A 26095-nucleotide genomic window follows, 5' to 3' on the forward strand; every position below is an offset into this window, starting at 1 on the left:
TTCACCTAATAGATAGCAGAAAATGCGCCGATTAATGCGTAGAGGAGAGTGAGAGAGCGTTTGACCGTCACCACTTTCAATCAGTCCCCAGTATTCTAAAGGAGATTCGGAGGAGAAAATACGGAAATGAGCCTCACTAAAGGTAGCAAACGCTAAATTCAGAGTCGGATAATTTTGGTCGGGATGACCGTTAAATTTGGCACACAAGACTTTAAATTTTCTGTCTAACTCCATCCCGACGCACAACAAGAGGATATATTGATCAAAAGAAGAAAGCTTACAGATTGTGCAGAGCGTCTCTAAGGCTGAAGGCTTATTTTGTAGGGTAGCCAAGGCGTCTGGCGCTAAGGCTGTCTCAAATCTGAGTGGACTCGTCTGATTTTGGTCACGGTTAATAGTATCTTCCAATACCTGACGAACTTGATTAACGGCTGTCTGGAGATATTGAAAGTTGGCTTGATACCAGTTGCTCGATGCTGGAGTATCCACGATGTTATGGGGCTGTTTAAATATCTTAAGGTTTACAGTAAGGGTTTTATGGCTTCTATATTAAGGCATATTGCAGTTTGAATTAAATTTGGGAAAAACAGTTTATAATTTAGCCACCATGGTGCAGGTAATCAGAGAGAAGCTTTAGAGGCAACCAACTTTAACTCCTATTTTCGGATGAAAGCGATGCGTGACCCCAGTTGCTGGCAGTTAACTGAGGAGGTGAAGCCTATTGCAGCGGAGAATCCAGAAGCCCTGACAGCAGCGTTAGCTGATCGTCTCCATGGTGGCAATTGTGGTGAACACGCTCAGGTTGCTTTCGATTACTTACGGGTTAAGGCTGTTGGTGAAACGATCAATATGTCTGCTAAACAGGGATTAGACCATGCATTTGTTCTCATCGGCGATCTACCAACGGAATCTGATCCAGACATCGTTGTTGCCGATCCGTGGCCTACACAAGCCACAGCCACAACTTGGGAGGATCACTTTGCATATACATCAGACCGCCAACAAATCAATGTTCACAACAGTATGGTTGCAGATGGTCAGAATGTGAAAGCTGTTATTGCTGCTGGACTTACACTTACGGAAAAAGGAAAGCAGATGGCACAAAGGACACTTTCTGATGAGGAAACAGAACAGGCAATCCAACAAGGATTAGATGATGATTGGATCTGGGAGCATGAGGATGCAGCAGCAACAGGTCATGACTATGAGTATTACTCAAATTAACAGTAGGCTGATAGCTACTTCTTTAATCGGTCTGTTAATGGGCAGAGGCGATCATCATCCTGGGAGGAGAGAATACTATGAAAACTAGAAATTTGATTAGTTTGATTGTTATATTAACCTTGGGATGTAAAGGCTCAACCAGTGTTAACTCTAGCCCCATCCCTTTAACCTCAGAATTAAACAACAAGGAAACACCAATTACAAACGCGATGAGACCCAAAAATCCCGTTAGTTTCATTCCAGGCCCCCCAATTAAGCCATCAAGCCAACTACTTAATTGGCTTAATAACGAAGCTAATACGGCTTCTGAAACAAGGAAGCGACTTCGACTTCCAGTAGTGATCCATTTTGAAGATTCGTACCGACTCGCCTTGGGTGATTCCTTTATCGGCACATCTGATCAAGATCGTGACAACGACGCTATCTTTTTAGCTCTAGATGACACAGGTATGGGTGTATCACTCTTATCTACGTTGAATGATATCTGTCCAAAGACTACAAATTCATGTGCGGTATGGCTCGAAGGTTATTGGGGTTCACTGGTTGATTTGGACTTGCCTGAACTCTCCGAACTAGAAGAAGATGAAGAAGACAAATTGCCTTTTGCCGTTCTGAAAGTCCACGAACTGATTCAAGAACAACCAGGGCAGGATGAGGAGATAAGAGTGTTTATTGAGTCTCCGTCTCCGTGAATTTGGAGATTAAGCCTCACCCAGCTTAAGGATTGACAGAAATTAAGTTTTCAACTGGAGAGGATAGCAGTGGCTAATTTTAGCCTAACCGATAGAGATGTCACTGACTTAACGAGATTTCAAGAACTGCTGCCAGATGTACGCAGCTACATTCGGCAATATGCACCATCTGACTGGCCTGAGTTTCGCTCAGTTTTGACTGCTGTCACGGATGAACCCTTAAGTGCGCTAGCAATTTTGCCTTTGGCAAGTTGTGCAGCGGTGGGCGGTGATCCACAAGCAGCGATTCCAGTCAGTGCTGCTTGGGTAGTTCTCAGTTTAGCCATGCGTATCTTAGATGATTTGCAGGATCAGGATCGACCTGATGCGCTGTGGGCAACAATCGGTTTGGCTCGCAGCTTTAACTTCAGTGCAGCTCTCTATGCTTTATGTAATGAACTCCTAGCTCAAGCTGCATGGACTCCTGAGCTTTATCGAGTAATTAATCAACACTTTGCTCAAACAGGACTGCGCTTGTTAAAAGGTCAAGATCGGGATCTACGCAATCTAACTCTCACTATTGAAGACTACTGGCATACGATAGAAGAAAAAAATGCTAGTGCCTTTGTTTTAGCCTGTACTGCTGGTGGAATCTGTGGTACTGACAACCCAAAACTTCTTGAGACCTGTCGCACGTTTGGATATCATCTTGGATTAGCTCTACAGTTGTTTGATGATTTTGAAGGAATTTGGGGACAATCTGGCAGGAGTGACTTGGTAATGGGTAAGATAACACTGCCAGTTATTTACGGTCTCAACGTTGCCCATAATCGACGTGATGAACTCCAAAAATTAATTGATGATGGGAGTTTAGCAACGGAATCGGAACGCATTCGTGAGATTCTCGATCAGATTAATACTCGTGACTTTATGATTTGGACAGCCTTGCAAGAGCATAAAAAAGCAGTTGCCGCTTTGGAATCTTGTCCAGGTCAGCAGGGGGTTACAGCTTTAACTGCTTATGTAACTACAATTTTTGCCCACATTGAGGATGTTTTGAGGTAGCGCGATCGCGCTATTCTTTTCAGATCTACATCGGTACAACTTAAGTGGCAAAAAAAAGTTTATAATTTAGCTACGTCTACAAGAAGTCTAGGGTCAATTCCTGTGCAGGAATTTCCGGGAAATGGGCATGAGCAGGAATTGTAGGGTAGGAGAATCACCCAGAATTCTTGAGGCAACAGGCTCGGAAGCAACAAATCATCAGGCAACTGAGGCGACATCATGTATAAACCCCTACAACATAAAAATTCCTCCTGGACTCCAACAAGGGCACAGAAAAAGAGCAAGAGTCCGTCTAAATTAGGGCATTTTTCGATTCAACCCAAGCCCAATAAGAAATCGTCTCAGTCGCCGGAAATAGGGGAGTATTCCAGAGACTCGGCGGATAGACTAGCCGCGAATGTGATGCGAAGCCTGGAAGCCAAGGATGCCCAGGAGACAGAAACGCCAACAGTGCAGCCTCAGTCAGAATCAAGAATTTCAGTTGCTGATGTCGTCGGACAGAGAACGCCTACCCTGACTCCACACACCCTGACTCCCCAAGTAAGAATGGCTTCTGAAGTCGTGCCAGAAAACCCAATTCAACGGCAATGTGCTGATTGTGCATCTGAACAACAAGAACAATCAGCCGAAGCGGGGAAAGAAGTTGAGCAAATATCCTTGGCAGCAAGTGGCATCCAGGCAAAGGTAACAGTTGGTGCGCCTGGAGATAAGTATGAGGTGGAAGCTGACACTGTAGCGCGTCAGGTAATGTCAATGTCTGCACCTGTCAACAATCAGCCAATTCAAAGAGAAGGAGTAGCTGAGGAAAAGGTTGAGGAAGTGCAAGCCAAGCCAATCGCTGCTTCGATTACTCCCCTGGTGCAACGGGAGATGGCAATAGAGGATGAGAAGCAAGAAAAGGTTCAAGCTAAGGCAACCTCAGATAGCGGCTTTGAGACGAGCAGTAATGTAGAGACTCAGTTGAATACCTCTAAGGGCGGTGGTAGTCCTTTATCGCATGAGGTGCGAAGCTTCATGGAGCCGCGCTTTGGTGCAGATTTTAGCTCAGTGCGGGTGCATACGGATAGTGCGGCGGTGCAGATGAGCCAGGAGTTAGGCGCACAGGCGTTTACTCATGGGAATGATGTTTATTTTGGCAAAGGGAAGTCGCCAGGAAATAATGAGTTGACGGCACATGAGTTGACTCATGTGGTGCAGCAGAGTGGTACTACGATAGAGCGAAAAGAAGCTTCAAATAAAGTTCAGAAGCAGGATAATGAGTCGCTGCATCAACCCATCGTAGAAAATGCTCCAGCTTCAGCTATATCAATTCGGGATTTTATCGCTCTTGTAGAAGTAGAGGAACGAAAATATCCCCCGGAAGAACAGACAAACACAAAACTGATGATCACCCGACTCAGGAAAATTTTCTATGATAGAGAAGGCTGGGATAATTATTTAATTGAAGGTGCCAGGGATATTGAAGCACCTTATACAACAGAACACCAGGAAAAGGAACGCTTCACGTTGGAGATTCCTTTTTTGTTTAACGATTTCGATGTAGTGAGACAAGAGCATAATGTAAAAGATAGCCAAGGTAATACTCCTGATATCGCCAGCAACCAGGAAATTAGTTTGGAAGATGGTAGTTATATAGATCTAGGTCATGTCTTTGCTGGTCTAGATGCTTTAAACTATCCTCAGTCAGTTCAAGCTCCTGGGTTATCTTCTATTGGTATTGACGACAACGTTGATGCTGTCACTTGGGTAGGAGACTTAGGTAGTGTATTAGCAGAAATTCAGTTTCAATGGATTCGTAACGACAAGCAAATTTCTAGTAAAGAAAGGCAAGCTATTATCAATGAGTACGCCTCTCCTCAAGATATGCTTGGCAATATTGATGCTTATGTCATTGATCAACAATTTGATATTGATGAAACATCAGGAGGCAGAAAAGTATCGGAAATTTTGCGAGAGTATTATCTTAATGGAAGCACGGATCAGGGAACGCCGAGTCGCGATAGACGTTACAGTATTTTTGCTCAAGCGGTTGGTCTAAACAACTGGGATGGTACAAACTTTTCTAATGAGTCAGAATGGATAGACAGCTACACTGATCAAGTCAATGATGCAGCGGCTTTGTATGTAGGAGCAAATTCAGAAGGTATACTTGGTCTTCCAGGAAGATTTGGTTTTGTTTTGGGGATGTCAATGAATGCAGGGGCTAGAACTTTGGTAGAAATTTTTCTGAATGCCCTGAAGCAGCGCATAGCTTTGGAGCCAACTAACTAGAACAATAGACTAACTAAGTAACTGAGCCGATTTATCATGTCAGCCCTCAAAAAATATTTATGTATAATTAGCTTTAATATTGCCTGCATTTCATTTTCATTGATTACTGGATATATGAGTATCTATGAGCTATTTATTCAGGTTCCAGGAGTCAATGTGCCAAGGATAATTCTTCAATCTAATGATCACTGGCAAGACTTTAAAGTTGATTTTCAACTAAATATACCTACCGTAACTAATATAGTAGTTTTAGTTGGCTCCATTATTTGCATTTATAGTTCATTGATTTTGTCATGGAAAATAATCAAGTCCAAGCATCGGCGAAGACAAAAATATAGAGTTGCACAGGTTACCAGTATTTTTGTAATAATTCTGGCTTTAGCAATTAGTGTTATTGATTTCTTTAGTAAGGCTGGTACTTTTGGGTAAGGACTACTTTCTGATCAAATATTCAAGCCATTAGTGAGGTTGCATCATGTATAAACCACTGCAAAAGAAAAATTCCTCTTGGATTCCAAGCACAGCACAGAAAAAGAGCAAGAGTCCGTCTAAATTAGGGCATTTTTCGATTCAACCCAAGCCCAACCAAAAATCGTCTCAGTCGCCGGAAATAGGGGAGTATTCCAGAGACTCGGCGGATAGACTAGCCGCGAATGTGATGCGAAGCTTGGAAGCCAAGGGTTCCCAGGAGACAGAAACGCCAACGGTGCAGCCTCAGTCAGAATCAAGGATTTCAGTGGCTGATGTCGTCGGACAGAGGATGCCCACCCTAACGCCACGCACTTTGACTCCACTTCAGAGACAGTTAACAGTCGGGCAACCGGGGGATAAGTACGAACAGGAAGCGGATACCGTAGCTGCCAAAGTCGTCGAACAGATTAATTCTCCCACGTCCCAGCAATCCGTACAAGGAAAAGTAGAGCCAGTCGTTGAGCCGACAGTGATGCGTGATGGTGGTGTTGGTGGAGGTGCGGTTGACGCTTCCGTTGAGCAAAGTATTCAACAAGCCACAGGCGGCGGACAGGGGCTTTCCGAGGACGTTAGACAGCCAATGGAACAAGCGTTTGGGGCTGATTTTAGTGGCGTGAGGGTGCATACTGATGGGAATGCCAATCAGTTAAATCGCTCCTTAAATGCGCGGGCATTTACGACGGGACTAGATATCTTTTTTAAACAGGGAGAATATAATCCAGGAAGTCGGGATGGGCAAGAGTTGTTGGCGCATGAATTGACTCATGTAGTGCAGCAAAATGGGTCACACCTTCAAAGCAAACCAGTCCCATCCGAGCAAGAGCAAGGATCTCAATCTGAGCAGGAGTTGCAGGATACCCAACCTCATGGAGTGTTGGGATTCGGCAACTCATTATTTCTGTGGCGAATGGTTCAGACAAAGCTGGATCTTAGTATCTGTGCAGTTAGCTTTGGCAACTCAGAAACTGAACTACTAGAAACTCTCAGACAACAGTATCCAAAAGTAGAACTAAACTGCAACAAAGAGTTACTAACCCTATCTGTGGAAGTAATCTTAAATTACCTCAAACATAAACAAACTCAACTTAACCTACTCTTAGATATCCAGGGAACCCCCTTTCAGCAGCAAGTTTGGCAACACTTACAAACAATTCCCTACGGTAGCACCCGCACCTACCAAGAAATCGCCCAAGCATTAAATAAACCTACTGCCACTTGCGCCGTTGCTCAAGCTTGTGCCAAAAACCCTATTGCTTTAATAATTCCCTGCCACCGCGTAGTTAGAACCGATGGCACTCTCGGTGGCTATCGTTGGGGAGAGGAGCGGAAAAAAGCTCTTTTAGAATTGGAGCAAACAGTTAAATCTCAGCAAGAAACGTCAGAAAAGTACTCCCTGTGGACAAACTCCACTAGTAGAAGATACTTTCTCATTCCCAACAATCAGCTACTCTCCCCAGGAAACTTTACTATCCGCAACTTAACGAACGAGAGCAAAGAAGTTGAACTAAAAGCGATAACGAACTGGGAAATAACCACAGAGCAAGCTCAACCTTACATCGAAGTTAAATTAACAAAAGCTTGGCAAAAAACTAAAAACGCCTTGTCTACCTTGACCAATTTAGCCACTGCTGCTCAAGGAAAAATGCCTTCAGTAAATAACTCTTCTGAAACTCAGACTAACCCTATCGCTTCTTTTCTAGGGGTTTCTCCTCAAGAACTTAGCAACAACCCTAATGCCATTCAAGAAAGATGGCAAAATATCTTTGCTGGTTTTCAAGATATGCTTCAAGCAGCAACCTCAGAAGATCCAGCTCATCTGGAAACTGCGCGTTCTCGCATGGAAAGTCTCCGAGAACATTTGCAAGCGCAAGGAGTTGAAGTAGATGAAGCCATTACAGAATTGCCCCACAAACTAAGAGAAAAATATCATTCATCAGAAACCGATCCTAATCTTCAAGAAAGTTCAACCAAGTTGAAGGAAGCAACGGAGCAAGTGGAGCAGTCGTTTACAAAAATGCTTGAAACGATCAAAGAAGGAGCAACTAAATTCCAAAAGTTAGCCAAGGAATATGAGAAGGGTGATGGTTAGTCTCTTCAGACTTTGCTCAAGTAGGGCAATCTCAACTTACCACAATTTATCTTGATGGAATAATTGAGTGAGGATAACTTGTCTCCAGCAGATGCGATTGCAAATATTCTTGGGTTCGTAATTCTGCAATTTATCGTCTCTCTAGGAGTACCGTAGTACCCGCACCTAGGGATAGTCCCAGCACAATTCCCCCGAACATCATTACTGTCGATGGATTAGGAGCCGGGATTAAATTACCCGTCGCGTCACGGGGAATCTTAGGTGGGGAAATGATTTGCCATGAACCATTATTTTGCGCCGCTTCGAGTTGCAGTTGTTCTCGCAGCGTCAACACTTGCTCAAAGGTTTGGTTCGCAATCTTCAACTGTTGCTGTAACTCATCATTTTCACGGGCAATGGCTGGGAATTGCGGCGATTGTTGTACGTTAGGAGCGTTTAGATTATACCGCTCTTGCAGTTCTTGTCGGCGCGATCGCAACATATCAACTCGTTTCTGTAACCTAGGGAGTTGGGTGTCAACAAACTGCATCTTTTTTGCTAGGTTAGCCTTTTGTGCTTGAATGCCATACTCGATATATCCCTTAGCCGTTTTGTCTAAGATAAACTGGACTTGTTCTGGGTCTTTCCCTTGAAAGCGAACATCGATAATCTTGGTTGGGCTGGATACCTGCTGCTGTTCTCGGTGAAGCCGTTGAATGGTTAATCCTTTTTTGAATTCCTCTAAGCTGAATGTAGGATACTGAGTGCGAATTTCTTCCAGAATTGGAGCTAAGAGCAGCGGAGACTGTAAGACTTCAATTTGAGTGGCGTAGTCTACATGGGAATAGTCTTGACTAGGAACGGATTCAGGTACAGAACTAATCGTCTCAATTTGAACGGTTTTCGCTTCAGTTGTTATCGGTTCAACCAAAAGCTTCATATCACCGCGATAGGTTAGGGGAAAAGCTTGTTTAACCCCGATATGGGTCGCTAAACTTACGGCACTGGTGATGCTAATGACAACCAAAACTTTCCCTTTTAGAGTTCTCAAACGCCTTAAAAATAGGTGCATCATGTATCCTTATGGTCATGTTATTTAGCAACAATCAAATGCTTGTGCTAGTCAAAAACATTCAATTCCTGCCAGCTTTTTCAGAAAAATAGAATTAAAATAACCCACCAGTTGTTGGTTAACCGTAAACAATCCACAGTTTACTGATGGGTTATTTCTGTTTCCCCTGCACCCCTACCCCACTACACTAAGTCGTTTCTCGCATTTCGCCTGTGCGTACTGATAAAGTTTTCGTCTGATTCCCCCGCACCACTTTGACTTGGAGAACTTGATTCACACCACTATTCTCAACCAAACGTTGTAACTGTTCAGCACTCGTCACCGATTGTCCATTAATGGCTGTGACAACATCCCCACGACGCATACCCCCTGCTGCTGCTGGAGAATCGGGTACAACTTGCACGACTAAAACCCCATTCACCTCCGGTACCATAAACGAGGAATTCGGATCGCGATTGTTTTCTTGCGCCAGTTGCGGGGTTAGAGTGGTCATGCGAATACCGATGAACGGGTGGACAACTTTTTCACCCCGCATCAATTTAGCGGTAATTTCTTTGGCTTTATTGATGGGAATGGCAAACCCAATCCCCATCGCATCCGGACGAATGGCGGTATTGATACCAATGACTTGTCCCTGTTGGTTTAAGAGTGGACCGCCAGAGTTACCGGGGTTAATCGCGGCGTCGGTTTGAATGAAGTCGAGTCGTTTTTCAGGAATCCCAGCTTCTGCACTCGATCGCTGGAGGGTACTGATAATTCCTAGCGTCACGGTATTGTCTAACCCCAAGGGATTACCCACCGCGATCGCCCAATCCCCGACTTGCACATTAGTCGAGTCTCCCAATGTGACAACAGGCAAATTGTTGCCATCAATTTTGACCACCGCTAAATCTGTGATTTCATCGACACCCTGGACATTTCCTTCAAACTGGCGTCCGTCTTTGAGAATCACCGTTACCTTATCTGCCCGATCCACCACATGAGCATTGGTGACAACTACACCACTGGGGTCAATAATAAACCCAGATCCTTGACCCCGCAGACGGCGTTCTTGGGGCATTTGGGGAAACGCATCCTCCCCGAAAAACCGCCGGAAGAAGGGATCATCGAAAAATGGATCGAGGCGGCGTGTCACTGTACGTTCCGTGTCAATTCGTACTACAGCCGGTCCGACTTGATTCACCGCCGCCGTGACAAAACTACCACCAATCTCAGCCATAGGCGGTCGTTGGGCGAGAACTATTGGGGATTCGGGTTCATTGGTTAAGACAGGTTCAGCGTGAGAGGGTGAGACATTATATAACCCAACCGTCAACAGAACACCTGTGGCGATCGCAATCAGATAAGCGCTGATTTGGCGTAATCGAGGGAACAACGTTGTCAATCGCATAGCCTTAGTCTTGAGTTCAGTCATGATATATCTATGATCATCTATCAAAATTATTGTCACAATCGCTTAACATTAGCTGATGGCTCTAGGACGTTTTTCCCCCCAAGTCTGTTTCGGTGATCAGCCGTATCTGAGTGAGCTGACGTAGAAAACCTTGCTCCCAAAAATCTTGACTCTGGATTAGGATGAACAAAAGAACCAATTCATGAATCGTTACCCATCCCGAACTGGAGCCAAGCCATTGATTAATGAAACCTATACTCGGTCAGCGTCAGACCCAGATTCCCTAAATCAATCCTTCCACCCCAGCCATGGAGAGCATGATCATGATCATGCTGGATCAACCCATGCCCATGCCCATGTTCACGATGAGGAGTCTCTGCGGCGAATTGTCAATCGGCTTTCTCGAATTGAGGGACATATCCGAGGGATTAAGACGATGGTACAGGAAAGTCGCCCTTGTCCCGATGTGTTGGTGCAAGTTGCTGCCGTGCGAGGCGCATTAAATCGAGTTGCCCGAGTTATTCTAGATGAGCATTTAAGTGAATGTATCGGTCGGGCGGCGGAGGAAGGTAACATGGAAGCGGAAATTGAACAATTAAAGACCGCCTTAGATCGATTTTTGCCGTAGTTCTTTGGGTGGCAGTTTTCAGTTTGTGTAGGGGCGGGTTTCACTACTATCGTGTCTGACCTCACCCCGATGGAATTAAACCCGCCCGTGTGCAGGGGGAGAGGGAGAAAATCTGGACGGGTGGATACATTGATCCATTGCGATCGCGATTTTGAGCATAATAAAGAAAGGATCAAACGATCTGGCTATCAATTCCTGCTAATTGTGGTTCTCAGCACAAGGTTTCAATCGAGAGTGCGATCGCCTTATGGCTAATTTTTACTGGAAACGTCCCTATACCGCCCTCGCTGCATTATTGGTGGGGGTAACTGGTTGTTCTTTGAATTCACCCCCCGATACGGCTGAAAGTCAGCATTCCCCATCCCAAGCTGACTCCCCGGCTGAATCAATTCTCGCGGTGGAAAATTCCCCATCCTGTCCGCCCCAAGTTGATCCCTTTACCAAAGCGATTGACAAAGCAATGGGGGCGGCGAATCTGGCTCAATCTGCCCAATCCCCCCAAGATTGGGATTTGGTTGTCTTAGGCTGGATTCAAGCGATTGAAGCGATGCAATCAGTGCCACCGGATAGTCCGAAACGGGCATTTGCTCAGAAAAAGGTGGCAGAATATCTGAAAAACTTAGATGTTGCCCAACAAAAAGCGACGACCAAAACGTCTCCTCTACCCTTTGCCAGCTTTAATAACCCTATCTTTGAAGAACAACTCCTGCTGTATCTGTCTTATGTCGCCGCCGTTGGTCCGCCAGATGTCCTGATTGTAGGCAGTTCACGGGCATTAGTTGGTGTTGATCCCCAACAACTGCAACAAGTTCTGGCGCGTTACGGCAAAGGGGGGTTGAAAATTTTCAACTTTGGCGTGAATGGGGCGACGGCTCAAGTGGTTGATTTTCAACTGCGGCAACTTTTAACGCCAGAACAACTCCCGCGCCTGGTGATTTGGGCAGATGGCGTGCGGGCGTTTAATAGTGGGCGAACAGATAAAACCTATAATAGTTTGGCAACATCGGCGGGATATCAACAGGTAATGGCAGGGAATCGCCCCAAACTACCGGAATCGACGACCAAAACCCCAGAGAATTGTGAAGAGATTCCGGCATCCATTACCCAGAGTCCCGACTCAGAGAAATCCACACAACCGGGAAATACGATACCTGCTAATGATACGGCCCAACGCTGGCGATTAACCCGCGTTTCCTTTGAAACCAGTAGCAATCCTGTTCCCACGCCAGAGACGCGGTTACTTTTAACTCAGTTAGGGGGAAGCCAACCGCAACGACTAGCATTGGCACGTAATACTACAGGGTACAGTGCCGTAGCGATGGATGCCAATGGCTTTTTGCCGATGGATAGTAAATTTGACCCGAAAACGTACTATCAGCAAAATCCGCGTGTGGCGGGGCGTTATGATGCGGATTATCAACCCTTTAGCTTTGCCGGTCCGCAGGCGGTGGCGTTGAATTCGATTCAGGCGTTTTTAGCCCAGCAGCAGATTCCTTTGGTGATTGTGAATTTGCCTGTAAGTGATGATTATTTAGATTCGGTGCGTTTAACTCGTGAACGGCAATTCCGCAAGCGAATGCAGCAAAAGGCGGCTCGAAATGAGTTTGTTTTTGTTGATTTAGGAGAACAATGGAAAAATCAGAATCAGTATTTTGCTGATCCGAGTCACCTCAATCGGTATGGCGCCGCTGCTGTGGCGAGTCTCTTAGCCGATAAATCTGAGATTCCTTGGTCTCAACGCTGAGAGGAGATGAGGGTCGGAAAAGGTCAGCGAAAGCACATAAAATTCAAGTCGTTGAGTAGAGCGATCGCGAAACCCAAAAAGCTAACGATGGCATTGGGTGACATACTCTCTATAGGAGTAGGTAGGCACAATAAAGCTTGTCAATAAAATCCAGGAAATAGAAGATAGGTTAGAGCCAATTTCGGCGGCTCTAACTAAGTTTAACGATGCTGAAATGATCGGAAAAATTTGGGGTGGGCTTGGGTTTGGGATTTAGTCGAAACTCCAGTAAGCTAAATAGGCGTTGAATCAGGAGTGTGTTACTCATGGAACTGGTTAAAGTACAAATGATGTTCGAGAACGCCCCTAGAACATCGCATAAGGACTATTCACCGGAGTTGGAAGACTTAAACGGAGAACGGGTGGAATTATCTCGTCTACCCTGCTGCGGCGAGTTGATCTCGTTTGCTGAAGGGACGCTGCACGATATCGGTCCCTGCTTCACGGTGATTGAGGTTGTCCATTTCGCCTCCCCAAAGGAAAATGGTTTGGTCGGTCAAATCATGCTCCGCAAGTGTTTTCCTCGCTAAGTACCTGGACATAAATTCTGTACCCTGTACTAAGCAATGTTAACCAGTCTCAAACCCTTACTGTTGCCAGATGAGCTGTTCCTTCCTAATCTTAACCGTTAACTTTAATGAAAGTCCGACTACTTAGCGCGTCATTTGCTCAGATCCCCACATTAGGATAGATGATAATTTTAACTATCGGACGATACTCTCAAAACGCAACCCTTTGACCGTGAACCATCATGCAACTTGTGTCCGATCCTTCTATTGCCGAAAAAATCCAGCAGATGAAACAACGAGTTCGCTGGCAAGATCCATTGATCCTTGAACGGGATATTGATCAAACTCGGTTGGTATTAGATGATGACAGACCTGATCATCCAGAGTTCTCCTTTTTAGTCGTCGGTGATACAGGCTTCGGGTCTCACAAACACCATGATCCGCAACGCAAAATTGTGGAAATGATGCTAAATCACCGCGATGACTGTCGTTTTGTTTTGCATACTGGTGACGTGGTGTATCAGGTGGGTTCGAGTGAATATTATCCGCAAAACTTTATCAAACCTTACCGCGAGTTCTTGGTCAATGGTGACTCTCCCCAGAACATTGCTTATGACCAAATGGTGTTTAATCTTCCGTTTCTAACCATCCCTGGAAATCACGATTACTACGATTTACCCTTAATCTATGGCTTTATGGCACAGGTAACGTGGCCCCTACGCCACCTGTTGAAGACTAAACTGGATCTGAATGTTGGTTGGCACGGATCGCATCAGGGCAAAGCTTATACTAAGGCATTCTTAGACTATCTGAAGCCATTGAAGCAGTGGGGACAGTTGGAAAATCATCTAGACCACCACTATACCGCGAAAACGGATACAGGACGTTGCTTGCGCTATCAACCTGGAGAATTTACCCGTTTACCTAACCGTTATTATACGTTTCGTAGTGGTGGACTTGACTTTTTTGCCCTCGATTCCAATACCTTTAACGACCCCGCCCCGATTCCCAACACCCCAGAAGGAAAAGCCTTTCGCCGCCTTTTAGAAAAGCGACGGGATGAATTAGAAGCCGAAAAACAGCAACTTATGGAAACCTCCGCTACTTTGGATGCAGATAACCCCGAAGAGGCGGAACAGCTTGATGATTTGAATGTGAAATTAGAGCAAATTGATGAACTAAGCCTGGATATTAATAAGCAGTTAGCATCAAATGAAGAAAACACGATAGACTTTGAACAATTGGACTGGCTGCGACAACGGCTAATCCAGTCTTGGCAGACTCAAGAGGTACGGGGGCGGGTGATTTATCTGCATCATCCTCCTTATGTGACTGAAGCCACGAAATGGCAACAGGCACAAACAAGGGCAGTTCGTCGCCGCCTGCGCCAAGTTTTGGATGCGGTGGCGACAGAGGTGGGTGATTTAGCCCAGGGGCGTCCTTTGGTGGATTTGGTGTTAACGGGTCATGCCCACTGTTTAGAATATCTAGAAACGGTGGATACTGGACATGCGGATTCCCATATTCCTTGGATTATATGTGGGGGGAGTGGTCATAGTTTACGCCGTCAACGGAAAGAAGGGTCAGAGATCATGGAATCCGTTGGGTTTATTGACAGTAATCCTTCCCGTTTGGTGGCGCGATCGCACTTTTATGCGGGTCGTCATGGTCGTGGGTCTAAAAAGCAGCGACTCTATTCTTTTTTACGGATTGATGTTCTAGAGGGTAATCCACCGAAGTTCCGAGTGCAACCGTTTATCGCCGAACGCTGTCACCAAACATGGAATAATTATGCTAAGGAAGCGTTTGTTATTGGTTAGGGAATAGAGAACAGGGACTAGAAACTCAAAACAGATTAAGCGATGAATCAAGAAACCTTTGATTGTGGTGAATATGTCGATCGCATGGCAGAATTGATGGATTTGCCGATTGACTCAGACTATCGTCCTGGTGTCGTGGATAACATCACTCGCATTGTCGCGATCGCACAAGTGGTGAATGAGTTTCCGTTACCGGATACGATAGAAGCTGCACCAGTCTTTGAACCATGACTTTTAATTGGAGACAAGCCGACGCTGTGGGAATAGCTACGGCGATTTATCAGGGTGAAATAACCGCCAGTGCGATCGCACGGGATTGTTTGGCGCAGATTGAGACCCGTAATCCTAGCTTAAATTGTTTTACCACGGTTACGGCTGACACTGCCCTAGCCGAGGCGGAACGGGTGGATCAGGCGATATCCAGAGGCGAATTTCCCGGTGTCTTGGCGGGGGTTCCGTTTGCGGTGAAGAATTTGTTTGATATTGCGGGATTAACCACCCTAGCCGGATCAAAAATTAATGCCGAAAATCCCCCAGCCAACCACGATGCTACTGCTGTTACCCGATTGCGGCAAGCGGGGGCGGTGCTGGTGGGGGCGTTAAATATGGATGAATATGCCTATGGCTTTGTGACGGTTAATAGCCATTATGGGGCAACACCGAACCCAAATGATCCGACTCGCGTTTCCGGTGGATCATCGGGGGGTTCCGCTGCTTCAGTCGCCGCCGGATTAGTTCCTCTTACCTTGGGTTCTGATACCAATGGTTCAATCCGGGTTCCAGCTGCATTGTGCGGGGTTTTGGGCTTAAAACCCACTTATGGGCGTTTATCCAGGGCGGGGGCGATTTTATTTTCTAGTAGTTTAGACCATATTGGTCCTTTTGCCCGGTCAGTCCGGGATATTGCTACGGCGTTTGATATGCTTCAGGGACATGATCAACGTGATCCAGTCTGTAGGCAACGTCCTCCAGAACCGTGTTTACCGCAACTCGAACAGGGAATCGAGGGATTACGGATTGCGGTAGCGGGGGACTATTTTACTCAAGGTGCTACCCCAGACGCCTTGGATGCTGTGGCTAAAGTCGCCCAGGCGCTGAATGTCACCACTACCATTAGGATACCGGAAGCACATCGGGCAAGAGCGGCGGCTTATATGATTACCGCCACAGAAGGCGCTAACTTACATCTTGCCAACTTGCGATCGCGCCCGCAAGACTTTGATCCGGCTACACGCGATCGTTTTTTAGCAGGGGCTTTAATTCCCGCCTCCTGGTACATTCAGGCGCAACGGTTTCGCCAATGGTATCGCCAAAGGGTGCAGGAACTCTTTCAGACGGTGGATATTATTCTCGCCCCAACGACGCCTTGTGTCGCCCCCCGCATCGATCAAGAAACCATGGTGATTGGGGGAGAAGAGGTATTAGTGCGTCCGAATTTGGGACTGTTTACCCAACCCTTATCATTTATTGGATTACCTGTTTTATCAGTTCCAGTTAAACAGGACAATTCTTTACCCTTAGGTGTGCAAATTATTGCCGCTCCTGATCATGAAGCCATGATATTGCGCGTCGCCGCCGCATCTCAAATCTTCTAATGTATCCCGAAGTCTCCTGTAAGCCAATATCCGAGCATCATTAGAACTTACCCGTCTAATACTATCCAGCCGTCCCCGCAATTGTTCTTCCACAGTAATAATAGTTGTCGCAATTTCTCTAGGATTAACGGCGGTAACACGCTGGCTGATAATTGGATGACCCCGTTGCAACAGCGAAAGGCAATCAGTATCAAGTACCCACAGACTCACTTAACTTCATCCTCTGCATCTATTTGCCGATAATAATCCTCCATTTCCTGATCGAGTTCACAACGATAAGCTTGGATATAATCCAACATCTGATCAAATTGAGAATCATCCTTATATTTACCCGCCAATTTCATCCAGGGATTGTCAGATTGAGGACGTTCAATATCTAGAGAAACAAGTTCAGCGTTCTCCAAACGTGCCTTTAACAATTGACGTAAACTCACCAGTGCCGCTTCGCGAGTTTTCCCCGTTGTCTGACAATCAGGTAAACCCCATACCATTGCTTTATAGCTACCCCGTTCTTGTTCAATAAGTACAGAGTAGGTTAACTGAGACAAATTTTCTATCGGAGTAAACATAAACTTAGCTGTCATAAAACTTGCCCTCTTTCACCTTCATCATAACTCCCCAAAGACAGTCTCGTTCATAATTGCGCTTGTAGTTGCGCTTGTAGTTGCGCTTTAGCGCCATCAACGCTTCAACATTGAGAACAAACTGATAAGAGGGCGACCCAAGTCAATTGAGTGGATTGGTGTTGTTAATTCGTGCAAGCAGGTTAACATTAAGGTTGAGGGAGAGGGCGACCCGATCAAATTGAATGGATTGGTGTTGTTCATTCGTGCAAGCGGGTCGCCCCTACAGGTGGTTAAATGTCGAATGACAAATGAAAAAGGACAAATGACGAATAACAAACCAACATTATCCTACATTGACCTACAAACACTGACATTACCAAGTCCCCTACTTCTACCTACCTAAAATACCGATCGCCCAAGCCATCATGGTTATATCGATAACCGAGGTAAACACCATGATCAACACCAACCCCCAAACCCAACCCAATCTAGAACCCCAAGCCAACGCCATCGAAACCGTCACACCCACACCCCTAACCCAAATCAACCCCACAACCCTAGTCCAGTACGGCGGAATCACCGCAGCCGTTATCTTAGCGATCGCACTCCTGATTCTGGCGTTAGCGGAATATAATAAGGTCTTCTTTCCCCCTCGCCGTTAGCCGATAAGGGTAAACTAAGAAAAGCCTTTGCTAGCAAAGCACCTCTCAAACCTGATCACGACTGGATTCATGACTACTTCGCTCAACGAGCTAGAAACCCAATTAGTCGCCCTCAAACAAGAAGCCACTCCTGCGATCGCCAAAACCGATACGCTGGATCAATTGGAACAATTGCGCGTCAACTACTTGGGGAAAAAAGGACAGTTATCCCAAATCTTGCGCGGGATGGGGAAGCTATCCCCCGACGATAGACCGCGAATTGGGGCGCTGGCTAATGAAGTCAAAGAAGCGCTGCAACAATCCCTAGACAACAAGCGCCAAGCGTTACAAGCCGCCCAAATTCAAGCACAATTAGCCGCCGAAACCCTTGATGTGACCATGCCAGGGGTATATAACCCTCAAGGTCGAATTCATCCCCTCAATAGCATTATCGACCAAGTGCTGGATATTTTTGTCGGTCTAGGATACACCGTCGCCACCGGACCGGAAATGGAGACCGATTATTATAATTTTGAGGCATTAAATACCCCCCAAGACCATCCGGCGCGAGATATGCAGGATACCTTCTATCTCCCCGATGGAAATCTGCTGCGAACCCATACCTCTTCGGTGCAGATTCGCTACATGGAAAATAACGAACCCCCGATCCGAATTATTGCCCCAGGGCGGGTTTATCGCCGGGATACCGTTGATGCGACACATTCGGCTGTTTTTCATCAAATTGAGATTTTAGCCGTTGATGAGGACATCACATTTGGGGATCTCAAAGGGACATTAAAAGTCTTTTTCCAAGAATTATTTGGTGAAGATGTCGATGTTCGCTTACGCGCCAGTTATTTCCCGTTCACCGAACCCTCGGCGGAAGTCGATGTCAAATGGAGAGGGAAATGGTTAGAGATGGGCGGCTGTGGAATGGTTGATCCCAATGTACTGAAAACCGTTGGTTATGACCCAGAAATTTATACCGGGTTTGCGGCGGGGTTTGGCGCGGAACGTTTTGCCCTCGTCATGCATCAAATTGATGATATTCGCCGTTTATATACCAGTGATTTGCGCTTTTTGCAACAGTTTTAAGTAGTCCTTTGTCATTGGTCCTTCGTCCTTTGTCGTGCCTCAAATAGGAGTTTCCCATGTCTAGCGGTTCAAAGAAAAAAGTTGCCATGGTCACAGGTGCTTCCTCTGGGATCGGTAAAGCGATCGTGCAGCAACTTCTAAAAGAAGGTTGGATCGTCTATGGTGCGGCGCGGCGAGTGGAAAAAATGGCAGATATTGAAGCAATGGGAGCCAAAGTTCTGCCCCTTGATGTGACCGATGATGCCAGTATGACAACGGCTGTACAAACCCTGCTTTCGGCTGAAGGGCAGATTGATGCATTAGTGAATAATGCGGGGTATGGTTCCTATGGGGCGCTAGAAGATGTGCCACTCCAAGAAGCAAAGCGACAGTTTGACGTGAATGTGTTTGGCTTAATCCGGCTGACGCAATTGGTTCTACCATCGATGCGAATGGCAAAATCCGGCACAATCGTGAATATCAGTTCTATGGGCGGGCGGATTTGGATGCCCATCGGCGGTTGGTATCATGCCACCAAACACGCAGTTGAGGTATTATCCGATGCCTTACGCATGGAAACCGAACCCTTTGGCATTCGCGTGGTGGTGGTGCAACCGGGGGCGATTGAAAGTGAATGGTCAAGTATTGCGGCTCAGACGTTACGAGAGAACTCTCAGGGATCAGCGTATCAGTCAACGGTGGAACCCATGGCAAAGGTGTTAGAGGATTACCAAAATGCCTCAAGTCCTAATGTGGTTGCTAAAGCGGTGTCCAAGGCGGTGAATAGTCGCCATCCCAAGCGGCGGTATGCTACACCGATGGATGCGAAACTCTATATATTTTTGCATTGGTTGTTACCCGATTGGGCGTGGGAGCGGTTGATTGCTAGTGCGATTCAGTAGGAAGATGAGGGAGATGAGGGAGATGAGGGAGATGGGGGAGATGAGGGAGATGGGGGAGATGGGGGAGATGGGGGAGATAGGGGAGATAGGGGAGATGGGGTTGTAGAGACGTTCCGCCGGAACGTCTGTGTTAAATCTGTAGGGGCGGGTTTCATGATTATTGTTTGTGAATTTACCCCGATGTGAATAAACCCGCCCTGACCAAGTGTTGACATTTTGATTAACTTGATCGGTTCTCCGCCGAAAGACGCGCCATGGCGCGTTTCTACACTCAGAATTTCCTGACTAAAACTCCAGGTTCTTTCTGAATCGGTAAAACATCTAAACTATCCGCCTGAGCGCAATACTTTAAATCCTCATGACCGTTTAACCGCAGTAGACGTTGACCATGACTAGCATGGTGAAACATTTCTAACATCTTGTCTTTCCACTGAGTATAAAGGGCAAGAGCGCCAACGACTTCATCATTACCCGCGATATCGCCCAGAGTGTGATCGGTTTGAGAGATCAGGCTATCCGCGATCGCACCTGCACAGGCGGTATCTTCAAGGGAATAGGAACCTTCCCAGCCAGAACCGACTAACCAAACCGTTTCCGGCTTTTGCTCCAGCAGATACTTGACAACCGTCTGACGATTCACCATGGCGGCGGCTAGCACCACAGGAGCGTTCTGCACCCGCTGTAAGGCGCGAGTACCATTCGTGGTCGTAATAAACAAACGGCGTCCCTGGACGCGCTCTGGCGTGCAGTCGAGGGGAGAATTGCCTAAATCACAACCCGCGACTTTTGATCCGCCCCGTTCTCCGGCGCGAAGGCGTTTTTCTGGGAGCCATTGTTCGCTCACTTGCATTAACTGATTAATATCACTGAAGGCTTGCACTGCTTCAGCACCCGCGTGTAAGGCTGTCGCAATCGTGGTTGTAGCTCTCAACACATCAACCGCGATCGCACAGTCTGGCGTCGTATCCGTTGGGGTAAGTTCGGGGGTGTGGTAAATAAATAGCTTCACTGGCTAACTGCACCTGCGTTTTCAAATGCCGACTCCATATTTTACCGATTTAAGGTCGTGGAATTTAGGCTTTTATAGGATCATCTAACCATTGCAATCATTGGGAAAGACTTATGGCAACGATTTACACCATCCATCCGGACACACCTCAAATACGCCGAATAGAGAAAATAAGGGACAACCTGCAAGACGGTGCGGTGATGTTATATCCCACAGATACCGTTTATGCCATTGGTTGCGACTTGAATGTTAAATCGGCTGTGGAACGGGTCAGGCGTTTAAAGCAACTCTCGAATGAGAAGCCTTTAACGTTTTTGTGTTCCTCGTTATCCAATATCTCCCAATATGCTTGGGTCAGTGACCCGGCTTATCGGATTATGAAACGCCTGATTCCCGGACCCTATACCTTTTTGTTACCCGCAACTAAGTTAGTCCCTCGGCTAGTGATGAGTCCCAAGCGTAAAACCAGTGGTATCCGAGTTCCGGATCATCCGGTTTGTCAAGCCATACTCGAAGCCTTGGGTAATCCGGTGATTTCCACGTCGGCTCATTTACCCGATGAGCGGGGAAATTTCCCCACCATAGGAGTCGAAACTGCTAGACTCTTTGATCAGTTTGAGGGGTTAGTGGACATCATTATCGATGATGGTTCGGAACCGGGTTTCCAGGTATCCACCATTTTGGATATGACCGGGGATGAACCCATAATCCTGCGGAAAGGTTTGGGAGCCCAAGCCGCCATGGCGTGGGCTGTACCCGCTAACCAGAGTTGGGAATAGGGTTAACCTATGGGTAATCCGTTAGAGTCAAACCCCATCGAGTGTGGCTGTCGCTGATCAGCATTCGGACTACAGGAGACAGGCGGGGGATTTCGGACGACTGTCTAGAAATCAACCCAGTTTGTGAATTGTCTACTCTCACTCAATCGTAAAGTCGTGGAAACAATTGCCCTTGCCAATTGCCTAAATGTAGGTATAGCAAGGGTTAACAGCCATAAGCATCGTCCCTGAATCGACGAGGGTGTCTGCCGTGTACTCGTGATCTCTCGTTTAGTGACACACCACTCAACCAAAGACTAGGCGTAACGTTTTACATTCAAATTGTGGACAGCAACAGAGCATTTATTCCGAATAACCATCGTTCCTCTGCTGATGTCTTGGTAATTCGTAACTGTAGTCTTTAGGGGCAATACCATGAATGTTAAAACTCTCAAATCTATCACTCAACCTTCCCCCAACCCCCTCGATAATCCGGAAGTTTTCGGCACAGATACTCAAAGTTTAATTGATCTGTTGCTAGAGGAAATGCGGTCGGCACTCTATGGTTCCAAACAGTCCCACAGTGATTCGGCTTCTCCCAAACCCCTACCCAGTCGCGCTAAAGCTGTAGCGAGACGGATGGCGCTGGAGGTACAACGAATTTGCCGCAAGAGCGATCGCATTCAAACTTCGGGTCAAGTTCGTTCCTGGCAAATTACGTTAATTCGTCACCGCTTACATAAGTGTTTAGGCTACTATAAATTGGGATCTAAGCAAGGGCGGGTTGATTTACACAGCACATTAAGTGCCATGGTTTATCGCCATGTTGCTCAACCTCAATCCCAGTTAAAATTCTCGGCTCGCTATAATTTGATTGAGGATTTCTTACAAGACTTTTATGCCGAGTCCTTAAAAGCCTTTCGCCGGGAAAATGAGGTGGATGAAAACTACACGCCTCGCACTCAAATCGAACTGGCGGAGTATATGGCATTTACCGAACAGTATGCCAAACGGCGCATCACCTTACCGAATCGTTGTAGCCAACAGCTTATCGTCCTCAGAGCGCAAAGCTTTGCCAGACGCCAGCCGAATGAAACCGCTCTGGATATTGAGCAAGCGGTAGAATTTGCCAAGGGTGAAGAAGCCCAAGAATTAAGCCGCTCCCCAGCGATGCAACAAGTACGGGCGCACCTAGTCGCTCAAACCACTGATCCGAGTGAATCAGTATTGCGTGATCGCGTGGTGGGTGAACTGATTAATTATCTTGAGCAACAAGGTCACTCTGACTGCGCGGATTACTTGGTCTTAAAGTTACAAGACCTCGCTGCACCGGAAATTGATGAGATTTTAGGACTAACCCCCCGTCAACGGGACTACCTGCAACAGCGGTTTAAATACCACGTCGAAAAATTCGCCCGCTCATCCCACTGGAAACTGGTACACCAATGGCTGGGAGCCGATTTAGACCAAAAATTAGGCATGACCTCTGACCAATGGGAAACCTTTTTGGCTACACTTGATCAGCAACAACAGCAACTCCTGTCTCTCAAACAAGCTCACAAGAGTGATGCTGAAATTGCCAAAGCGCTCAAGTGTACACCCAAACAACTGCAAAAGCGTTGGACTAAGTTATTAGAATCTGCCTGGAAAACTCGCAATTCTGATGGTTCTGTGAGCAAGTAAGGAGTGCGATCGTTGAATGTAGAGGAGGTCGAGGAGGTCGAACGCAAAAACTTGATTTTTCTAGCGTCTCATGTTGAACGGTTCAAAGTCCAACCGTCATCCCCCTCTAACTTCTCCGGTTTAGATGGGGGATGCTCCTACAAGAGTAGGTGGCAGATGGCAGATGGTTTGTAGCAGGCGACATCTGTGACCAGGGGAAAGATTAGCTAATTTTATACTGACGCGAGAAAGTACCAATGGTAAATGTGACGACTTCACTCAGGTTTTACAGACGATGACTACTAACTTTTGCTAAGCTAGTCTTAACAATTTGAAATGATTAGGACGTATTTCTGGGCAAGCTTACTCGCTTGATCAGTTGAGGAGAGCCTCTCATTCATTAGACTCATCTATTAATAATATCAGCAAACATGGTGGTTAAAATGGCTCCAGTTTTAGTATCATCCCCAGTAGCAGAACAAGATCAACACGCTCTCCGGCAGGTCTGGCAAACCTTGGGTCCCGACAGTTGTCCTCGTTCCTACAATTTCCATTGTCATACCCAGGCGTCTGATGGTCAGCTTCATCCCAAAACGTTAATTGAACAAGCTGTTTCCATTGGTCTGAAAGGGTTTGCGATCACCGATCATCACACAATCGAAGGCTATCAAATCGCTAAAACCTATCTAGATTCCCTCCAAGAGGCTTTACCCACTCAGGCAATTCCTCACCTCTGGACTGGCGTAGAAATCAACGCTCGCTTATTGAATACGGATGTTCATATCTTGGGCTATGCATTTGATCCCAATCATTTCAGGTTAAAGTCTTATCTGCAAGGCAAAGCGCCCAAACATCAGCAGGCTGAAGCCGCAACTGTCATTGATGTTTTACATCAGGCAGGTGGATTGGTGGTACTGGCTCATCCATGCCGTTATCGACGTTCAGCCAAGGAACTGATTCCTGCTGCTGCCAATTTGGGCATTGATGGCGTAGAAGCCTATTACGCTTACGCTAACCCGAAGCCTTGGCATCCCAGCCCTAGGCAAACTCAGCAGGTGCAACAGTTAAGTGCCACCTATAATTTGTTCAATACTTGTGGTACAGATACCCACGGTTCAAATTTGCTACGGCGTTTGTGATCGCAAATCTCAATCAACCTTTGTAGGGGCACGACATGTCGTGCCCCTACGCTGTATTGGTGCTAAATTCTCAGTGATACATCACCACTAAACTCCAGTCTGCATCATCATCAATATAAAAATGCTCAAAGTCGTGAGGACTAGGAGGATGCCTAGAGCGACCGATTGACCTAAATGTTTTGAACTTTGTGAAACTTTCATTTTTTTTCGGTGTTTATTTTGAGTGTAGATTATGAACATATCAAACTTTTCGTTAAGTTTATGAGAAAAAGCAATATAACTTAATTTTATTTAACATAAGTACACGTTTTAAAGGTTTCAAAGCGGTATAGGTAAATGAGAAGCCGTAGGGGAAAATAGTTTTGAGGTATATATACTTACACGGTTTTGCATCCAGTCCGGGATCAGCAAAGGCGGTTTATTTAGGCGATCGCTTTGCGGAGTTAGGAGTGTCTCTGTTAGTTCCCGATTTGAACCAGGGTGACTTTTCTCATCTGACAATTACCCGTCAGATTCAACAAATTCAGGCGGAGTTTTTGTCAACGCCAACCCCAATAACGTTAATCGGTTCGAGTTTAGGCGGACTTACAGCGGCTTGGTTAGGGGAATATCACCCTGTAATCCAGAGGTTGATTCTGCTAGCGCCAGCATTTGGATTTCTCTCTCATTGGTTATCTACTCTGGGAAAAGAAACCCTGCATCGATGGCAAGTTGAAGGATATCGTCCCATTTATCATTATGGTGAACAGAAAGAACTGCCCCTGTCTTATCAATTTGTGGCAGATGCCCGTCAGTATGAACCAACTCACCGATTGAAACGACCTATTCCTACGCTGATTTTGCATGGGCAGCATGATGAAGTGATTCCCATCAATGAAAGCCTCATCTATGCCAAGGAACGATCTTGGGTGCAGCTTATCCCACTCAACAGTGATCATTCGTTAAGTGAGGTAAAAGCCGAGATTTGGCAGTCAATTTTGACATTTTGTCAATAACCTTGTAGAGACGCGCCATGGCGCGTCTCTACAATTCAGTCGAGGATTTAAACCTCTAGCATTTCATCATTCAAATTGGTCGCAAACGGGTCACTTTCAAAGTAAAAGGACCCCCGCCCGTTTCTCCAAAAGCCCGCACCCGAATAATATAAGTTCCAGATTCAGTAATTCGGGAAAATAACAACGAATTCGTCGTGCCATCGGGACCATCATCATTTTCGGCAATCGTCGAGCCATCAGAGGCTAAGAGTGTGACAATCGTATCAAAGCTATCTGAAATCAAATCAATAGCCACTTGATCGCCAGCACTCAACTCTATGGTGTAGTCCCGGGCAAACCCTCCCTCACCCGTGGGAATATCTTGGTCAGTGAGGGTATCAGAAACTTGATTACGCTCAGGAATCGGAATCGGATTATACAGTTCATTTTGCGCTCTCACAGCCGCCGCCGTTAAGCCCACTGTCAAAAAGGTTGTAGGAACAAGCAGAGCAACGCTAAAACGAGCGGCAAAGGCATTCATCATCGAAAATTGGGGTTGGTAAGGGGGTGAATGGAAACCCCTGTCATTTATGTATGGGGAGGATCTTGCCCCCTTACATAAACAGCAGTCCGACAGGACTTCCTTTGAGAAGCTGTTAGTATCCATTACCCTCGTGTAGACGACTGCATATTTGAATTGAAACCTCTACCGCCTTGGATTTACTTGCCGCGTTCGATGTATTGCATTCACCTTTCGCCTGGGCAATTACAGACTCGTGCTTTCAACCTGTACGCATAAG

Annotated in this window: 24 protein-coding genes and 1 pseudogene; 19 read left to right on the forward strand and 6 right to left on the reverse strand. The window is 46.2% G+C overall.

Annotated elements, in window-relative coordinates:
• A pseudogene (locus tag RIE73_RS19665) lies at window positions 1-489 on the reverse strand (ATP-binding protein); the annotation flags it as partial.
• Window positions 490-675: 186 nt separating this feature from the next.
• Here RIE73_RS19665 and RIE73_RS19670 point away from each other — a divergent pair.
• The 6 genes from RIE73_RS19670 (at window position 676) to RIE73_RS19695 (ending at window position 7791) form a co-directional block, all read left to right on the forward strand.
• Window positions 676-1224: a hypothetical protein gene (locus RIE73_RS19670; protein WP_446402785.1), complete on the forward strand. Its 549-nt coding sequence runs from the start codon at window positions 676-678 to the stop codon at window positions 1222-1224.
• Between the two features lie 77 nt (window positions 1225-1301).
• On the forward strand, window positions 1302-1916 hold the full coding sequence (locus RIE73_RS19675; protein ID WP_446402786.1) for a hypothetical protein: 615 nt from the start codon (window positions 1302-1304) through the stop codon (window positions 1914-1916).
• A 69-nt stretch (window positions 1917-1985) separates the two neighbouring features.
• Window positions 1986-2960 carry a polyprenyl synthetase family protein gene (locus RIE73_RS19680; protein ID WP_446402787.1) on the forward strand — a complete coding sequence of 325 codons (975 nt, stop codon included), beginning with the start codon at window positions 1986-1988 and terminating at the stop codon, window positions 2958-2960.
• Between the two features lie 219 nt (window positions 2961-3179).
• Window positions 3180-5231: an eCIS core domain-containing protein gene (locus RIE73_RS19685; RefSeq protein WP_446402788.1), complete on the forward strand. Its 2052-nt coding sequence runs from the start codon at window positions 3180-3182 to the stop codon at window positions 5229-5231.
• Between the two features lie 36 nt (window positions 5232-5267).
• A complete protein-coding gene (locus RIE73_RS19690; RefSeq protein WP_446402789.1) occupies window positions 5268-5660 on the forward strand; it encodes a hypothetical protein in 393 nt (130 codons plus the stop codon).
• 46 nt (window positions 5661-5706) lie between these two features.
• Window positions 5707-7791, forward strand: a complete 2085-nt coding sequence (locus tag RIE73_RS19695) for a methylated-DNA--[protein]-cysteine S-methyltransferase (protein ID WP_446402790.1) — start codon at window positions 5707-5709, stop codon at window positions 7789-7791.
• Window positions 7792-7921: 130 nt separating this feature from the next.
• Here the strand turns inward: RIE73_RS19695 and RIE73_RS19700 are convergent, their stop codons facing one another.
• Complete coding sequence (locus RIE73_RS19700; RefSeq protein WP_446402791.1) at window positions 7922-8845, reverse strand: hypothetical protein; 924 nt, start codon at window positions 8843-8845, stop codon at window positions 7922-7924.
• 184 nt (window positions 8846-9029) lie between these two features.
• The gene (locus tag RIE73_RS19705) at window positions 9030-10232 is read right to left on the reverse strand and encodes an HhoA/HhoB/HtrA family serine endopeptidase (RefSeq protein WP_446402807.1); all 1203 of its coding nucleotides are present in this window, start codon (window positions 10230-10232) and stop codon (window positions 9030-9032) included.
• A gap of 205 nt (window positions 10233-10437) precedes the next feature.
• Here RIE73_RS19705 and RIE73_RS19710 point away from each other — a divergent pair, with 205 nt between their 5' ends.
• The 6 genes from RIE73_RS19710 to RIE73_RS19735 all read left to right on the forward strand — a co-directional run bounded on the left by RIE73_RS19710 (window position 10438) and on the right by RIE73_RS19735 (window position 16570).
• Complete coding sequence (locus RIE73_RS19710) at window positions 10438-10863, forward strand: metal-sensing transcriptional repressor (protein WP_446402792.1); 426 nt, start codon at window positions 10438-10440, stop codon at window positions 10861-10863.
• Between the two features lie 247 nt (window positions 10864-11110).
• Window positions 11111-12607 carry a hypothetical protein gene (locus RIE73_RS19715; RefSeq protein ID WP_446402793.1) on the forward strand — a complete coding sequence of 499 codons (1497 nt, stop codon included), beginning with the start codon at window positions 11111-11113 and terminating at the stop codon, window positions 12605-12607.
• Window positions 12608-12933: 326 nt separating this feature from the next.
• Window positions 12934-13176 (forward strand): hypothetical protein, encoded by a 243-nt coding sequence (locus RIE73_RS19720; protein WP_446402794.1) that lies wholly within the window; start codon window positions 12934-12936, stop codon window positions 13174-13176.
• Window positions 13177-13397: 221 nt separating this feature from the next.
• Window positions 13398-14975 (forward strand): metallophosphoesterase, encoded by a 1578-nt coding sequence (locus tag RIE73_RS19725; RefSeq protein ID WP_446402795.1) that lies wholly within the window; start codon window positions 13398-13400, stop codon window positions 14973-14975.
• Window positions 14976-15017: 42 nt separating this feature from the next.
• A complete protein-coding gene (locus RIE73_RS19730) occupies window positions 15018-15206 on the forward strand; it encodes a DUF4089 domain-containing protein (protein WP_446402796.1) in 189 nt (62 codons plus the stop codon).
• Window positions 15203-16570 carry an AtzE family amidohydrolase gene (locus RIE73_RS19735; protein WP_446402797.1) on the forward strand — a complete coding sequence of 456 codons (1368 nt, stop codon included), beginning with the start codon at window positions 15203-15205 and terminating at the stop codon, window positions 16568-16570. Before RIE73_RS19730 ends, RIE73_RS19735 begins: the two co-directional genes overlap by 4 nt.
• A 206-nt stretch (window positions 16571-16776) precedes the next feature.
• Here RIE73_RS19735 and RIE73_RS19740 read toward each other — a convergent pair whose 3' ends face one another.
• Entirely contained in the window at window positions 16777-17154 is a 378-nt protein-coding gene (locus RIE73_RS19740) for a type II toxin-antitoxin system HicB family antitoxin (RefSeq protein ID WP_446402798.1), read from the reverse strand.
• A 437-nt stretch (window positions 17155-17591) separates the two neighbouring features.
• Between RIE73_RS19740 and RIE73_RS19745 the strand changes: the two genes are divergently transcribed.
• The 3 genes from RIE73_RS19745 (at window position 17592) to RIE73_RS19755 (ending at window position 19753) form a co-directional block, all read left to right on the forward strand.
• Window positions 17592-17798, forward strand: coding sequence for a hypothetical protein (locus RIE73_RS19745; protein ID WP_446402799.1), 207 nt, complete (start codon window positions 17592-17594; stop codon window positions 17796-17798).
• Window positions 17799-17867: 69 nt separating this feature from the next.
• On the forward strand, window positions 17868-18872 hold the full coding sequence (pheS, locus tag RIE73_RS19750) for a phenylalanine--tRNA ligase subunit alpha (protein ID WP_446402800.1): 1005 nt from the start codon (window positions 17868-17870) through the stop codon (window positions 18870-18872).
• 56 nt (window positions 18873-18928) lie between these two features.
• Window positions 18929-19753, forward strand: a complete 825-nt coding sequence (locus tag RIE73_RS19755; RefSeq protein ID WP_446402801.1) for an oxidoreductase — start codon at window positions 18929-18931, stop codon at window positions 19751-19753.
• 271 nt (window positions 19754-20024) lie between these two features.
• On the opposite strand, the gene RIE73_RS19760 is transcribed toward RIE73_RS19755, so the two are convergent.
• On the reverse strand, window positions 20025-20762 hold the full coding sequence (locus RIE73_RS19760) for a 2-phosphosulfolactate phosphatase family protein (protein WP_446402802.1): 738 nt from the start codon (window positions 20760-20762) through the stop codon (window positions 20025-20027).
• A 113-nt stretch (window positions 20763-20875) separates the two neighbouring features.
• Here RIE73_RS19760 and RIE73_RS19765 point away from each other — a divergent pair, with 113 nt between their 5' ends.
• From RIE73_RS19765 to RIE73_RS19780, 4 genes are all read left to right on the forward strand, one after another.
• On the forward strand, window positions 20876-21541 hold the full coding sequence (locus RIE73_RS19765) for an L-threonylcarbamoyladenylate synthase (RefSeq protein ID WP_446402803.1): 666 nt from the start codon (window positions 20876-20878) through the stop codon (window positions 21539-21541).
• A gap of 414 nt (window positions 21542-21955) precedes the next feature.
• Window positions 21956-23203: a HetZ-related protein gene (locus RIE73_RS19770; protein ID WP_446402804.1), complete on the forward strand. Its 1248-nt coding sequence runs from the start codon at window positions 21956-21958 to the stop codon at window positions 23201-23203.
• A gap of 410 nt (window positions 23204-23613) precedes the next feature.
• Complete coding sequence (locus RIE73_RS19775; protein WP_446402805.1) at window positions 23614-24321, forward strand: PHP domain-containing protein; 708 nt, start codon at window positions 23614-23616, stop codon at window positions 24319-24321.
• Between the two features lie 356 nt (window positions 24322-24677).
• Window positions 24678-25316: a YqiA/YcfP family alpha/beta fold hydrolase gene (locus RIE73_RS19780; RefSeq protein ID WP_446402808.1), complete on the forward strand. Its 639-nt coding sequence runs from the start codon at window positions 24678-24680 to the stop codon at window positions 25314-25316.
• 70 nt (window positions 25317-25386) lie between these two features.
• On the opposite strand, the gene RIE73_RS19785 is transcribed toward RIE73_RS19780, so the two are convergent.
• Complete coding sequence (locus RIE73_RS19785; RefSeq protein WP_446402806.1) at window positions 25387-25839, reverse strand: PPC domain-containing protein; 453 nt, start codon at window positions 25837-25839, stop codon at window positions 25387-25389.
• Window positions 25840-26095: the final 256 nt, after the last annotated feature.

The sequence above is a fragment of the Coleofasciculus sp. C1-SOL-03 genome, assembly GCF_040220555.1.
In the GTDB taxonomy this organism is placed as follows: Bacteria; Cyanobacteriota; Cyanobacteriia; order Cyanobacteriales; family Coleofasciculaceae; genus Coleofasciculus.